Source organism: Bacteroides sp. D1, from assembly GCF_000157095.2.
GTDB classification, from domain to species: Bacteria; Bacteroidota; Bacteroidia; order Bacteroidales; family Bacteroidaceae; genus Bacteroides; species Bacteroides xylanisolvens.
Map to the genome: position 1 here is coordinate 88,606 of NZ_JH114346.1, position 14,885 is coordinate 103,490.

The following is a 14,885-nucleotide window of genomic DNA, read 5'->3' on the forward strand; positions in this document are numbered from 1 at the left end:
AAGCTCTCTTCATCCCATTCAATCCGGTGCATGTGCACCTTTGATATATGATTAATCTCGACTCGTCTCTCACTGATTCGCATAAGTTTTCAATTATTTTCTGCAAAGGTACCGCTCACCGGCAAGACGAGCAATACCTAAAAATAATGAAATTTGCTATTCAGACTATAACGAATAAGTAATGATTAAAACAACAGAATAGTTATTCATGTTTCAGCCACGTACTTGGCAATACTTCTTTTTCACCTTTTTCATTCACCAGTTCCATCTGCAATACGCCTCCGTTACAATCGAAGTAACGCACCTCTATCGGATGAAGCCCGGCTTTCAATGCCTTCTGCACAATAATCTCCACCGGCGAATGTGCTCCATCATTATCTCCCAACAATTCACCGTCGAGCATCAATGTGCTACCGTCGTCCGAAAGAAGGGCAAATGTATAGATACCATCGGCAGGAACTTCCAGATAGCCGGTCAACACCAGACCGATATTTCCTTTCACCTCTTCGGGGATAGATACCGATTCCACCACATACTCCCCTTTGACAGGAGCTGCTTCAATATCCGCACAAAGATTACCACGAAAATCGTGCCATACTGCTTTCAAGCCGGACTGCAAAGCAGCCGGAGCAGTCACCGCCTCCGCATAAGGAGCCTTTACATACTTGGTACGCACCACATCCGATGGAGAACCATCCGGACGGAAAGTACGGAAAGCAAAATCGGTAGTCTCCTCCACTTCCAAAGCACCGTCATAAAGAGCTGATTCCTTGGTAGGCATACTTCCATCTGTCGTATAGCGTATTTCAGTGCCGGGCAACGGGCAAGTCAAGTCAACTGCTGTTTCATCAATAAATGCATTCACTTTATAGAATCCCTGCAAATCGGGCACACGATAATTTACCCTCATCACATCCATCCGTTTAAACTGCGGAACAAGCTGACGATAAAACTCTTCGAGACTTGGTTTAGCAGCCGGCTCTGTCCAAGCTATTTCGCTCAATGCAATCATGCGGGGAACAATCAGATATTCAATGCGTTTCATAGTCGGAATCCATTCAGCCCAGAGATTAGCCTGTACACCCCAGATGTATTTCTTCTCTTCCGGTGATAACCGTTCATCCGCACACGGATCATACGCCAGTATTTTCTTTACTGAATTCTGATCCTGCGCATAATCAAAATAGAAATGTTCATTCGGACAAGCAATCACTTTCTGCTTTTGTGCGGTCGCCGTAGGCAACGCGTCTTTCGCCCAACTTCTCCACCATGTAATAGCAGCATCGGAAGATAATCCGTCGGTTACCACTTCATCCCAACCAATAAGTTTCTTTCCGTTGGCAAGGAAGAATTTCTCCATGTCACGTACAAACCATGCCTGAAGCTCTTCTACTGAACCCAGTTTTTCCGTACGAATACGTTTCTGACAGAGAGGACATTTCTTCCAGTTGGCTTTCTCCACTTCATCACCACCCATGTGCACATATTCATAAGGGAAAAGCTCGAAAATTTCTTTGAACACATTCCTACAAAACTCCAGCGTTGTATCTTTACCCGGACAGATAGGAGAAGAGAATGTTTCCCCCCACCCGATTAATCCGTCGCACGCCAATTCCGGATATTGACCGATAGCCGCCAGGAAATGTCCCGGCATATCAATCTCGGGAATGACATCAATTCCTCTTTGTGCAGCATAGGCTACAATTTCTTTGATATCATCGTGAGTATAATAGCCTCCATACAGCGTATCTCCTTCCACAATGCGTATCTTATCTTCCGGAATCAGGAAATCGGTATTATCTTCCTCTTTCGCACGTGCCATACAGGTACGATCCTGCGTATTGAATTTACGCCAGGCCCCTTTTTCCGTAAGCAACGGGTACTTCTCGATCTCTATACGCCAACCTTGGTCGTCGGACAGGTGCCAGTGGAATTTATTGAGTTTATACAAAGACATCAGATCCAGTACATGCTTCACCTCATCTTTATTCCAGAAATGACGGGAAGCATCCAGCATAAATCCACGCCATTCAAAACGGGGGGCATCTTCTATTTGCACGGCAGGAATCGAATAAGTTTGTTTTTCTCCCTGTACTTCTATCGTTGCAGGAAGCAACTGGCGAATAGTAGTAATCGCAGAAATAAAGCCCGAATAGTCAGTTGCCTCTACCCGAACAGACTCCGGTGTAGACTCAAGTTTATAAGAGCCGGGCTTTCCACCGGTATCTTTCAACTGGAAATACATATCTACCTGATTCTGATCGGTAGTGACTTCAACAGAAGACGATATGACATTCCGAAGAATCTCCTGCAGATACCCGACAGCCGGAAACAAGGACTGATCGGAAACCCCAATCTTCATTCCATCTTTTAAAACAAACGAGCCAGACTGCTCGGTCAGACTAACGGGGGTAGGTAGGATTGCAATCTCTTGCTTGACGGTGGGCGTACAAGAAGAAAAAACACAAGCTGATACAATGAGTAAAGAACTACTTAGTTTTTTGAACATGCGGTTAACTATTTAATAAATGATTTGTCCTGTCTTTAATTGACCATCTATATATAATACAACTAAAACATAGAAACTACTAAAAGCCCGGAAAAAGTTTTTTTTGCGACTTGACGTCACAGACTCCTATAAATGTTTATCTTTGCTAGCCAATCTCAATCAAACAATTAATTATAAAGAGTCACTTCAATGTCAAGAGAGAACATCTTAATCAAAACCTCATGGATTAGCACCATTGGCAATGCAATCCTGTCCGCATCAAAAATCTTCATCGGTTTATGGGCCGGTAGTTTGGCGGTAGTAGGCGACGGTATCGACTCGGCAACCGACGTCGTTATCTCTATCGTTATGATTTTTACGGCACGCCTCATCAACCGTCCTCCTTCAAAGAAATATGTATTTGGTTATGAGAAAGCGGAAGGCATCGCGACAAAGATTCTGTCACTGGTGATATTTTATGCCGGTATGCAAATGCTGATATCTTCCATTCAAAGCATCTTTTCAGATGAAGTGAAAGAGATACCATCGGCTATCGCTATCTATGTGACTATATTCTCTATTGTCGGCAAACTGATGCTGGCTTCGTACCAGTACAAACAGGGAAAGAAAATAGACAGTTCCATGCTGACGGCGAATGCGATAAATATGCGTAATGATGTTGTCATCTCGGCCGGAGTTTTATTAGGGTTGATTTTTACTTTTATATTCAAATTGCCGATACTCGATTCGATAACGGGATTGATAATCAGCCTCTTTATCATCAAGTCGTCCATTGGTATTTTTCTCGACTCGAATGTGGAGCTTATGGATGGCGTGAAGGATGTCAATGTGTATAATAAGATATTCGAAGCTGTCGAGAAAGTGCCGGGAGCAAGTAATCCGCACCGGGTCAGGTCGAGAATGATAGGAAACCGGTATATAATTACGCTCGATATAGAGGTGAATCCGCAGATAACGATTACACAAGCGCATGAGATTGCCGGGGCGGTGGAGAAAAGTATTGAAAGCTCGATAGATAATGTCTATGATATTCTGGTGCATGTGGAACCTGCCGGGGAGTGTCAGACGGATGAGAAATTCGGGGTAGACAAGGATATGGTGTGACACGTGAAAATCTTCGGCAACAAAGAAAGCTATTCCGCTTCTTTTTCTTAACTTTGCATTCATCGTTCACATTTTAATAAAAATTTGATATGGAAGAAGGAACATTCAGGCGCTATCCTATCGGGATACAGGATTTTGAAGATTTGCGCAATAATGATTACATATATGTTGATAAGACTGCACTGATTTATCAACTCGTCAATACAAATAAGATTTATTTCCTGAGTCGTCCCCGTCGTTTCGGGAAAAGTCTGCTTGTCTCTACGCTCGAAGCCTATTTTCTGGGAAAGAAAGAACTTTTCAACGGACTGGACATGGAGCAGTTAGAGAAAGACTGGACAGTGTATCCGGTGCTACATATCGACTTTAGCGGCAGTAAATATATGGAAGCAGAGTCACTTCGCGCATCTATCAATGTTCAGCTGTTACTTTGGGAAAACGTCTACGGACGTCAGGAAGGCGAAGACACATTTAGTTTACGTCTGGAAGGTATCATCCGCCGCGCTTATGAGCAAACCGGGCAGCAGGTTGTCGTATTAGTGGACGAATATGACGCCCCGATGCTGGACAGTAACAATAACCATGAGTTGCAGCATGAGATTAGTGGTATCATGCGCGACTTCTTCAGCCCCTTAAAAAAGTCAGGTAAATATCTTCGCTTCCTCTTCCTGACGGGCATCAGCAAATTCAGCCAGATGAGCATATTCAGCGAACTTAACAATCTTCAGAACGTCAGCATGAGCGACAATTACAGCACTATCTGCGGTATCACCGAACAGGAACTGCTGACGCAGATGAAAATTGATGTCGAACAGATGGCACAAGCCAACGATGAAACGTATGAAGAGGCGTGCGCCCACTTGAAGAAGCAATATGACGGATATCATTTCAGTAAATCCTGTGTGGATGTGTACAATCCTTTCAGCCTGATTAATGCTTTTGCCCAAAAGAGTTATGAGAACTACTGGTTTTCTACCGGTACCCCTACCTTTCTGATAGAACTCCTGCAACAAATGAACTTTGACATCCGTCTGCTCGACCGTATGGACGCCAAGCCGGAAGATTTCGACAAGGCTACGGATTGTCTCACCGACCCTATTCCGGTGCTCTACCAAAGCGGTTATCTCACAATCAAGTCGTACGATGCTTTCTTTCGTACCTATACATTAGGCTACCCGAACGAGGAAGTAAGAATCGGCTTTATCGAGTCGCTCATCCCTTCTTATCTTTACCAACCTACGCGCGAAAGCAACTTTTATGTAGTGTCCTTTGTGCGTGATTTAATGAAGGGGAACCTTGAATCTTGCCTTGAACGCACCCGGTCTTTCTTCGCCTCTATTCCGAACGACTTGAACAATAAAGAGGAAAAACATTATCAAACTATATTCTATCTTCTGTTCCGCTTGATGGGACAATATGTGGATACCGAAGTCAAAAGCGCTGTCGGACGGGCGGACGTGGTTATCAAAATGCAGGATGCTATTTATGTACTTGAATTTAAAATGAACGGCACCGCAGAAGAGGCTTTGGCGCAAATTAACAGCAAAGGGTATGCGATTCCTTATGAGGCAGACCACCGGAAAGTGGTGAAGGTCGGCATCAACTTCGACAGTACCACGAGAACGATTGGAGACTGGGAAATCGAAACAGATTAACAGCGTACGCCACTTGCTTGAAGTAGACAAGGATATGATGTGACACATGAAAAAGGCAGCAGTTGCTCTCGTCTGTGAGTAACTGCTGCCTTTTTGCGTGTTCTGTGCTGTCGTAGCCGGGAAATTAGGGTGTATTGCCACAGCTTGCTGTGGTGCGTTTCCCTAACTTGTTGTGGCATGCTCCCCTTGCCTGCTGTGGCATGCTTCCCTAGCCTGCTGCGGCACGTCTCCCCAGCCTACTGCGGCACACATCCCTTTCCGCCGTTCCGGTTTTACGTATTCAATAGGCTGTTGCTTTGATACGCAGCTTGATGGCATTTTCGGCTGTATCCAGTACCAGTTCGCAGTTTTCAGAGGTTACAGAACTACCGGTGACGTCCATTTCCAATGAGGTGATTTTCTCAAGATCGAGTTGGGTTAAGGTGTATCCGTCTCCTTTCACCACCGTGAATCCACCTTCGGGAAAATGGGATGGCCGCATCTTCCATTGAGCCACAAACGTCAGTTTGTCCTTGTCAAGGGTGATTTTCTCTACCGGTGTAGAGTTGTCTTTGTCGTCGCCGCCGCAGGCGGTTACCAACGTTGCTGCCACAAGGCAGAGGAAAAAGATTCTTAGTTGTTTCATGCGTCTTTCTGTTTTCTTTAAAAGGGTAAATTATGAAAGGCTGCCGCCTTTTTTGTTTGCCATGAGGGCGGATGCGCTGTCTGCAGCCGGACTGTCCGTCCTCATTCGTGACCTGCTTCTTTATGCAGCCGGGTCGGGGGCTTCACCTCCTCCGGGGATTTCAGGGTCGGGCGCTTCGCCGCCGCCACCGCCGCCACCCGCGTTTTCGTCACCCAGCAGAATCGGGAAACGGTAAGAGCGTGGCGTTTTCAATGCCTTGTTGCTTCCGCTATATTGTGTCGTGATGCTTAGCGCATAGAGCTTTCCGGCTTCTATGGCAGGTAGCATGATGGTGAGTTGTGACGGTGCGTTGTGAACGATGACGGACACTTTCAACGGGACGGCTCCCTCTTCGTCTTTGGTGAGATAGATGCCGACCGAAGGGTCGTCACCGAGGATTTTAATGTTGCTTCCGCTGATAACGGCAGGACCGCCGGAAGTGATGACCTGGCTGATACTCTTCGTCACGGAGTCGGTGATGGAGTTGATGACCGGCCCCGTCTGTGCCAGCCCGTTGCAGATTACTTTTACGGCTTTGAGCTGGTCGCGCAGCAGTTGTCCCGGTGTGTAGGACACACCGAGCGAGTGCTTCGTGGCGTCAAACTGGGCGTTCTCCCCGAGGAACGAACCGCGTACGGTGACGATGTACTGTCCCACACCGTCTACCACGCTCTTCCCTTCGGCGATGGCTTCCACCTTCTTCTGGTCGGCAAGGTCGAGGATGTTCTCGATGGTTTCCTGCCGGTACTCGGTACGCTCCTTGATGATGCGTGCTGCGATTTCTTTGTTGTGCAGACTGCCTGTGATGCGTGCGCGTCCGGTGTAGTCGCCTTTTTGTTCGGTCATGATGTTGTCGTAAAGGTCAACATTGAGCGTGATTTTTTCGTTTGTTGCCATGATAATGATTGTTTTAAGGAAAGTGAATATCTATTTATTAGTTACGTTCTGTGCTGCTTGTCATTTCGCACGTATCTTGATAGCATTACCGTCCAGATAAAGTTCGAAATAACTGTCATAATATGTCATGCCCCCAGTAGTATTAGTCATCAGATGGAACTTCATAAGATCACTGTCAGTCAAGGTGTAGCTGTCGGTTCCCTTAACAACGGTTTCGGCTCCTGGCCGGACAGTGGAACTACTCAACACGTAATCATATAGATCTAATTTAAAATCAGAATCCGCCGGAAGTTCGTTTTCAACCGTAACGGTGGGGATGGTCACTTGATTGCCATTAATCGCAGCTTGCAGACAGAGGCTCCGTTCACTCATATACGTTCCCTCCTCCCTTGCTTTTATTTTTCCGCCTTTCAGTTGCAGTATTCCTGTAGGGGCAACAAGCACTTCCTGCCCCTTTATGCTTTTGGAGATTTCAGCATCGCCTTCCATAATGAGTGTGGCATTATCACCGACAGAGATACCAATTAGCTGGTCATTATCATTCCCATCGCCGGAATATAGTTCGAAGCCGTTACCCAGCGTTAGTTTGCAAGACGCCCTAACAAATATGCAGGCGACATCAGCTGAATGGGCAGCAGCATTTCCATAAATGTTGAGGTTGGTCAGCTTCAATGACGCGCCGTTTGTAAGCTCAAAAAGGCTTTTGTCGCTAGCGGTACGGGAAATATAATAATTTCCGCCGCCGATAGGACTATTTCCGCCGTCAATAGCAATGTGTTTGCCGTCTATTGATAAGGCAAAATGCTCTGCATCCGCAGCAACCTCAATACTTCTACCGAGGATGATTTGTGTTGGTGCATCCGCAGTGCCGTCTGCCGTTTCAATAGCGGTTTTCAGTTCGGCTGCGGTAGTGACAAGCGTCTTGTTGCTGACCGTCACAAGGCAGGTGGCGGACTTTTCGCGTGCGGTGGCGGTGATGGTGGCTGTTCCTTCAGCTACGGCGGTCACCAGTCCGTCTTTACTTACGGTGGCTACGGAAGTTTTGTCACTGCTCCATACTACGGATTCGGCAGTCACCCGGTCGGGGACAATGGTGGGAACCAGCGTTTCGGTCGCTCCCGATTTCAGGGTCAGAGTCTCATGATTGAGGGTGATGCTCTCTACGGGCACAGAGTTGTCGTCATTGTTGTCGTCGCCACAGGCGGTTGCCAACGTTGCTGCCATAAGGCAGAGGAAAAAGATTCTTAGTTGTTTCATACGTCTTTTGTCTTTCTAAAAGGGTGAATAAATCGTGTTCTCTTTTCGGACAAAAGTAATATGCAACAACGAAAAGGTATAGCCAAAATCCTGCATTGTATAGCCAAAATCCTGCAAATCTTGCAGGATTGCCGGAAATTCCATTGTTCGGAGAAACTTCTACCTATGCATTGATGGAAACAACAGCATTTGATGATAAAAGAGTATCGCCTTCTCCTTTAAAGTACAGACTTTTGTTGGCGGAACTCAGTAGGAGTCATTTTTACCAATTCGCGGAAATTGCGGTTGAAGGTGCGCATTGCCTTGAAGCCCGACGCTCCGGCAATGTCTTCGATTGTGTGGTTCGCGTAGTCCGGAAGCAGGAGCAAGTCCATGGCATGACGGATGCGCAGGCGGAGAAGATAATTTTGCAAGGTCAGTCCTGTGGCACGCCCCACAGCGGCGGAGAGATTACGCTCGTTTGTGCCAAGAGCTTTAATCAGGTCGTCACGCTTGAAGTTGTAGTCGAGGTACGGTTGTTCTTTCTGCAGATAGGCTTCGAGCTCTTCAAACAAGTGGTTGCTATCGCCGGATTGCAGGTAACAGATGAGGTCGCCCATATCGGCTTCGAGCGGTGGTTGGGGCAGTTTCCCATCCTGTTCGACGATAAAACGGCGTAGCATCTCGTAAGTGTAATGATAGTTAGTGTACAGCCATGCAAAAGCAGGATAGAAAACCACGATAAGGAAACTGAAACTAAACTCGGGTATCGGTCCCGGACAGACAAGTAAAACCCATGCGCCAATGCCGATACTCAACGCATAAAGGAAAGCGCGCATCGTCCACCGGAGTTCCAGTTTGGAGATACATTCTCCGGTCAATTCTTTTAAATGCGTGATGTAGCGGTGTTTTTTACGGAAAAAGAGGCTGATGTAAACGAACAGTTGTACGGTATAGGTGACACCGAACAAGGTCCGCACTGCCAACGGGAGATTGTGAACGACACACGCACGCCATTCTGCCAAAGAATATACACAGACGTCCGCTTCAATGCAGCAACTCACCACATACAGCAGAATGAAAACGAGCGAAGGCGCCGCATGCTTCATCACATTGGCAAAAGTGACGTATCTGCTGTCGAACAGCAATATCAACATAAACGTGAACATCAACGCCTGCGAAGAAGCAAGCACCAACACCAATATTGAGAATAAGTCCAACGACCGGTATACGCCGAACCCGTCAACCAGCAACTCCGCCAAATGACCGGCAGCGATAATGAGAGAAGCAGCGATGAAGAAATGGCATGCACGCCTGTATTTGGGATTAATGGCGTGCGCCATCTGCTTGAAGCAGACAAGACCGAAAGATATAGACAGACATATTCCGATAATAATGCCGTTTGTTAGTGTGTGTAAAGCCGGTATATCCATTGCTTAGCATTTATTTTCCCGACAAAGTTAATGAATCTTGACGAGAAACCGACTAGTTACACCCTGTAAAACTCGACAAGTCTGCAAAATCGTATAGAAACAACCTAATAGCTAATCTTCACTCCGGCAAAGAAACTTCTCGGCAGAGAAGGCCCGTAAATATAGCCGGAATCCCGATTAGCTCCTCTATCAAAGTCCTTCTGATAAGACTCAAAGAGGTTCTGAACTCCGCCGTTTAGTTGCAAATCGACTGTTTTGTATAGCTTGAAGTCATAAGCCAGTTTCACTCCCAAATCGAAGAAACGGGGTGTACGGATGGCTTCCGCCTTTCGTTCGGGCATTGCGCCCAGTTCGGCGTTCTCGGCGGTGATATCCATGCGTTGCACTAACATTCTCCCGGTATAAGTTCCTGACAGGGCAATGGATAAAGGTTTGATGGGAGTATAAGTAGCTGTGAAGTAACCATATGTATCGGGAGTACGGAAAATTTTCTTTTCTGCCGGTGCGTCGTCATGCCATTTATGAGGTTCATCGTATCGGCTGCGTTGCAAAGTGAGTCCCGCTTGTATTTGCAGGATGGAAAGATAAGCCACTTTGCCCTCCAGCGTTAGCCCCATCACTTTCGCGCCGGGACCGTTACTGCGTGTTTTTACCAATATCCCATCGCCACGGTCATAAGGTTCGCCCAACACGAAGACATCTGTCAGTCTTGTATAAAAGCCCTCGATCAAGAAATTCGTCTGGAATACTCCGAAACGGTGATACATATCTGCGGACGCACTGAAACTTTGGGATTTCTCTTCTTTCAAGTTCTTCGCACGCTCAATCATTGCCACTGTTCCGCCCACATTTTCAATATGCATATCTTCATCAAAAGCCTGCGGAGCACGGAATCCGGATGAATAGCTCAAACGCAGGTTTATATTCTGTGTCGGGTTGAAACGCAAGTTGGCACGGGGGCTAAAGATGACATTATCTACCATGTTATGCTTATCCAGACGACCACCGATCAGAATGCCCCAACGGTCGTTCTTCCACTCGTTCTGCAGAAAAGCACTGTAAATATTTACCGTCTGATCCGTGTGGCGGTCATATCCCCACATATTATCTTTCAGACGATCACGGTTATATTCAAGTCCTGCCGTGAGGTCAGAAGGCATAAAAAAACACTTATCAAACGTATGTACATACTGCGCGCCGCCCATAGCGGTTAAATCCGTTGTTTTTCCATAGGCTTTCAGAGGATCGTTACCCGGTCCGTAATAACTGTCCCGATCTGTATTGGCGGCTGACGCAAAGATACTTAGACGGTTCTTTTCATCTGGCGAGAAATAATCGAACTTCAAACTTCCACCATCAATCGAATGTTGCAACTGCTCTGCAATATGGGCTTCGTGAGGAGGACGGTCCAACATATCCCCTCCCCGACGGAATTCCTGCATGTGGTGATATTCGAAGGTTAGTTTGGAGTAAGTGCTTGTTTTCAGATAAGAGCGGAAGCCCACTGTCTGATTCTTCAATTTAGGTAGTTCGGTGAATCCGTCTCCGTCATAATCATATCCGGACCGGTGACGGTTCTGACCAAAGATATACAGTCCGGCACGATGATCGTCCGTCACTAATGAAGCATTCAGGGAGGTATTGTTATCGAATGAGGAGCCGCCCCCTAAAGCAGTAAGGGTGTGCGACAGCTGGCCGGAATTGCGCAAAGGCTCTTTGGTGATTATATTGATGGTTCCTGCAATGGCCGAAGAGCCGAACAAGGCGGAACCTCCCCCACGCATCACTTCTACGCGTTCAATCATGCTGGCGGGAATCTGTTCCAGGCCATACACTCCGGAAAGGGCACTGAATACGGGACGGGAATCTATCAAAATCTGCGTATACGGTCCGTCCAGTCCATTGATGCGGACTTGCTGGAAACCACAATTCTGGCAGTTTGTCTCTACACGTACACCGGGCTGAAAGTTCAGCCCTTGCGATAAAGTGGAAGAGTTAGTCGTTTCAAATAGCTTCAGATCGACGACATTTACCAAAGTAGGAGCCAAACGGCGCGTCGTTTCACTGCGGTTGGCGGAAACCACTACCCCATCCAAAGCAATCGCGTCCTCTTCTATTTCAAAATCCTCTTCCAGTGTCTTTCCTTTTTTCAGAGTCACGTTGCGGGTCACGGTCTTGTAGCCGACCGAGCTAACCTCCAGTATAAAGTTACCTTCCGGCAAATTCTTCAAAAAATAATGTCCGGTAGCGTCGGTCACGGTTCCTATCGTTGTTCCTTTCAGTGCAATGGTGATGTAAGGAAGGTGCTCTTTCGTTTTCTTATCCAGTACATGGCCTATGATGTTCGCATCGGATTTTTTCAGTTCAGGGTAGTCCGGATGTTCAGCCAATGCGTATGACAGGACACAATACAGGCCGGCCAGGACTAAAAGATATTTCTTCATTGTCGTTAGTCTTTTAATGTTTAAAATCAAAAATAATAATAAGGGAAAGGGAAGCAGCGATCATTAATCGTTGTTCCTAACTGATGAATACTGTTCCCGAAAAGATAGACTAAGCGACAGGAGGTGCTCTAAGAGATATGACGCCCGGACAAGAACGGTGATATGGCTCAACTTGCGGGCGGATAAACAGGATACATAATAGAGATAAAGCAGCGACCGCGAATGTAGGTATTAATCCGCTGTCTGTCACCAATACATGATTCAACAGGTGAATGAGTTGGAATTCAACCGTCGTATGGCTATGTTCACTGCCTTTTTTAAATGGATGCGAATGGACAATCGTTACCCCGTTTACTACATGGGAGTGAGTAAATAAAGTGATTCCTGCCATGTACGAGATAAACAGTACAGGCAAAAACCACTTCATTATATGTAGGTACAATTGTTTCATCCGGTAATCTTGCACATCTATTCTGTGCAGTAAAGTCAGGGTTTAGTTTGTTTTTTTGCAAAGATAAGGATTGTCTCCATGCAAAACAATCCCTATTTATAACGATTTTAAATCTTAACCGAATCTTAATAACTGATCTTCACCCCGGCAAAGAAGCTTCTCGGAAGTGACGGACCATAGATATAGCCGGAGTCACGGTCAGCTCCTTTATCGAAGTCGTCCTGATAGGCATTGAAAATATTCTGTATGCCGGCATTCAACTGGAGGTTCATCGACTTGTAAAGTTTGAAGTCATAAGCAGCTTTCAAACCGATATCGAAAAAGTCTTTGGTATTCACCGTTATCGGATTTTCAAGGAATCCCGGAACCGGCTCGTGGGGAACCAGCATCGAACCGGTATAGGTACCGGAAAGAGCGATAGATAACGGTTTTATCGGGGTGTAGGTTGCTGTAAAATAGCCGTAAGTATTTGGCGTACGCATCATTTTCTTCACCGCCGGAGCTTCTTTGTTCCAGATGTGCGGTTTGCTGTAATGGCTCTGTTGCAGAGTGACTCCCGCCTGAACTTGGATTTTATTCAGGTAAGCCATCTTTCCTTCCAGTGTCAATCCCAGAACTTGCGCTCCTGATGCATTGTGACGGGTACGTGTCAGAATTCCATCCACTACCTCTCCGTCGGTAAGGGCAAAAACATCCGACAACTTTGTATAGAATCCTTCTACCAGGAAGTTAACCTGAAACGCACCAAAACGATGATAAATATCTGCCGAAGCACTCAAGCTCTGTGATCTTTCTTCTTTCAGATTATCCGCCAGTTCAACCATCGCTACATTACCGCCTACATTTTCCACATGCAAATCTTCGTCGAAAGCCTGCGGAGCACGGAAGCCGGATGAGTAACTAAAACGAAGATTGATGTTTTCTGTCGGATTATAACGCAAGTTGGCACGCGGACTGAATATCACATGGTCAATCAGATTATGCTTATCCAAACGGCCGCCAATCAGGAATCCCCAATGATCATTTTTCCATTCGTTCTGAAGGAAAGCACTACCGATATTCACTTTCTGGTCTACCGTGCGGTTGTATCCCCACATGTTATCTTCCAGTTTGTCCTGATTGAACTCTATTCCGGCAGTCAGGTCGGAAGGCATGAAGATGCATTTGCCGAAGCTGTAGACATACTGTGAGCCTGCCATCCAGTTCAAGTCAGTGGTGTTTCCGTAAGCATCCAAAGGGTCTCTGTCACCTGGACCATAATAGCTGTCGCGATTGATATGCTGTGCAGATGCAAACACATTGAAACGATGGTTCTCGTTAGGGGAGAAATAATCGAACTTCAGTCCTCCGCCATTGATTGAGTGTTCGGTCTGCTCCGCCACATTCGCTTCATGAGGCGGGCGGTTCAATAAGTCTCCTCCCCTGCGGAATTCTTCCATGTGGTGATATTCAAAAGTAAGTTTCGAATAAGTCGTTGTTTTCAGGAACGAACGGAAACCAATTGTCTGACCGTGCAATTTGGGTATTTCGGAATATCCGTCGCCGTCATGGTCATACGCAGAACGGTGGCGGTTCTGACCGAAGATATACAGACCTGCACGCTGGTCGTCCGTCACGAGAGACGCATTCAATGCCGTACTGTTGTCGAAAACGTCGCCATCGCCAATTCCCGTAATCGTATGAGATAACATACCAGAGTTGCGCATCGGTTCTTTGGTGATGATATTGATTGTACCGGCAATGGCAGATGAGCCGAACAGTGCCGAGCCGCCTCCACGCATCACTTCCACACGTTCTATCATGCTGGCAGGAATCTGTTCGATACCATACACACCGGAAAGCGCACTAAAAATGGGACGGGAATCGAGCAGGATTTGCGTATAAGGGCCATCCAGTCCATTGATACGCACTTGCTGGAAACCGCAATTCTGACAATTGGACTCTACACGAACACCCGGCTGAAAGCTCAAGCCTTGCGCCAAAGTCGTAGAATTGGTATTCTCAAAGATTTTCAAATCTACTACATTCACCAGTGTCGGAGCCAGACGGCGGGTGGTTTCATTACGATTGGCAGATACGACTACGCCATCCAAAGCAACCGCATCTTCTTCTATCTCGAAATCTTCTTCCAATGTACGCCCTTTCTTCAGCGTCACATTCCGTCTGACGGTTTTATATCCCACCGAACTGACCTCCAGCACAAAATTACCTTCGGGAAGATTCTTCAAAAAATAATGCCCGGTAGCATCGGTCACAGTTCCGATGGTCGTACCTTTCAAGGCGACTGTAATATAGGGTAAATGCTCTTTTGTATTTTTATCAAGAATATGGCCAACGATATTGGCATCTGACTTACGTAATTCGGGATGATTAGGATATTCATGAGCTTGTCCTTCGAGGGCAGGCAACAATGTGCAGCACAAGCAGACAAGCGAAAAGATGTATTTCTTCATTTTTCGTTTGTTATTCGTTTTCGATAAGTATTCACATGG

10 protein-coding genes are annotated in these 14,885 nt (G+C 46.4%); 2 read left to right on the forward strand and 8 right to left on the reverse strand.

The genetic code is table 11. The features are described 5' to 3' along the window. Nucleotides 1–202: 202 nt before the first annotated feature. On the reverse strand, nt 203–2,509 hold the full coding sequence (locus tag BSAG_RS06210; RefSeq protein WP_004312537.1) for a family 20 glycosylhydrolase: 2,307 nt from the start codon (nt 2,507–2,509) through the stop codon (nt 203–205). 189 nt (nt 2,510–2,698) lie between these two features. Between BSAG_RS06210 and BSAG_RS06205 the strand changes: the two genes are divergently transcribed. Together BSAG_RS06205 and BSAG_RS06200 are read left to right on the forward strand one after the other, a co-directional pair. Continuing rightward, entirely contained in the window at nt 2,699–3,613 is a 915-nt protein-coding gene (locus BSAG_RS06205) for a cation diffusion facilitator family transporter (RefSeq protein WP_004312538.1), read from the forward strand. 89 nt (nt 3,614–3,702) lie between these two features. Further along, nucleotides 3,703–5,268 carry an ATP-binding protein gene (locus BSAG_RS06200; RefSeq protein WP_004312539.1) on the forward strand — a complete coding sequence of 522 codons (1,566 nt, stop codon included), beginning with the start codon at nt 3,703–3,705 and terminating at the stop codon, nt 5,266–5,268. A gap of 280 nt (nt 5,269–5,548) precedes the next feature. Here the strand turns inward: BSAG_RS06200 and BSAG_RS06195 are convergent, their stop codons facing one another. The 7 genes from BSAG_RS06195 to BSAG_RS06165 form a co-directional block, all read right to left on the reverse strand. Next, nucleotides 5,549–5,893, reverse strand: coding sequence for a hypothetical protein (locus BSAG_RS06195; RefSeq protein WP_004312540.1), 345 nt, complete (start codon nt 5,891–5,893; stop codon nt 5,549–5,551). A gap of 120 nt (nt 5,894–6,013) precedes the next feature. After that, nucleotides 6,014–6,829 carry a DNA-binding domain-containing protein gene (locus BSAG_RS06190; RefSeq protein WP_004312541.1) on the reverse strand — a complete coding sequence of 272 codons (816 nt, stop codon included), beginning with the start codon at nt 6,827–6,829 and terminating at the stop codon, nt 6,014–6,016. 60 nt (nt 6,830–6,889) lie between these two features. Further along, nucleotides 6,890–8,086 carry an Ig-like domain-containing protein gene (locus tag BSAG_RS06185; protein WP_004312542.1) on the reverse strand — a complete coding sequence of 399 codons (1,197 nt, stop codon included), beginning with the start codon at nt 8,084–8,086 and terminating at the stop codon, nt 6,890–6,892. A 218-nt stretch (nt 8,087–8,304) separates the two neighbouring features. Continuing rightward, nucleotides 8,305–9,498, reverse strand: coding sequence for an AraC family transcriptional regulator (locus BSAG_RS06180; protein ID WP_004312543.1), 1,194 nt, complete (start codon nt 9,496–9,498; stop codon nt 8,305–8,307). A gap of 104 nt (nt 9,499–9,602) precedes the next feature. Then, nucleotides 9,603–11,942 (reverse strand): TonB-dependent receptor, encoded by a 2,340-nt coding sequence (locus tag BSAG_RS06175; RefSeq protein ID WP_004312544.1) that lies wholly within the window; start codon nt 11,940–11,942, stop codon nt 9,603–9,605. A 109-nt stretch (nt 11,943–12,051) separates the two neighbouring features. After that, nucleotides 12,052–12,393: a hypothetical protein gene (locus tag BSAG_RS06170; protein ID WP_008770610.1), complete on the reverse strand. Its 342-nt coding sequence runs from the start codon at nt 12,391–12,393 to the stop codon at nt 12,052–12,054. 125 nt (nt 12,394–12,518) lie between these two features. Further along, a complete protein-coding gene (locus tag BSAG_RS06165; protein ID WP_004312545.1) occupies nt 12,519–14,846 on the reverse strand; it encodes a TonB-dependent receptor in 2,328 nt (775 codons plus the stop codon). Nucleotides 14,847–14,885: the final 39 nt, after the last annotated feature.

Coding starts and splice junctions, on each gene's coding strand:
- BSAG_RS06210 (WP_004312537.1), bottom strand. CDS start 2,509: ATGTTCAAAAAACTAAGTAGTTCTTTACTCATTGTATCAGCTTGTGTT.
- BSAG_RS06205 (WP_004312538.1), top strand. CDS start 2,699: ATGTCAAGAGAGAACATCTTAATCAAAACCTCATGGATTAGCACCATT.
- BSAG_RS06200 (WP_004312539.1), top strand. CDS start 3,703: ATGGAAGAAGGAACATTCAGGCGCTATCCTATCGGGATACAGGATTTT.
- BSAG_RS06195 (WP_004312540.1), bottom strand. CDS start 5,893: ATGAAACAACTAAGAATCTTTTTCCTCTGCCTTGTGGCAGCAACGTTG.
- BSAG_RS06190 (WP_004312541.1), bottom strand. CDS start 6,829: ATGGCAACAAACGAAAAAATCACGCTCAATGTTGACCTTTACGACAAC.
- BSAG_RS06185 (WP_004312542.1), bottom strand. CDS start 8,086: ATGAAACAACTAAGAATCTTTTTCCTCTGCCTTATGGCAGCAACGTTG.
- BSAG_RS06180 (WP_004312543.1), bottom strand. CDS start 9,498: ATGGATATACCGGCTTTACACACACTAACAAACGGCATTATTATCGGA.
- BSAG_RS06175 (WP_004312544.1), bottom strand. CDS start 11,942: ATGAAGAAATATCTTTTAGTCCTGGCCGGCCTGTATTGTGTCCTGTCA.
- BSAG_RS06170 (WP_008770610.1), bottom strand. CDS start 12,393: ATGAAACAATTGTACCTACATATAATGAAGTGGTTTTTGCCTGTACTG.
- BSAG_RS06165 (WP_004312545.1), bottom strand. CDS start 14,846: ATGAAGAAATACATCTTTTCGCTTGTCTGCTTGTGCTGCACATTGTTG.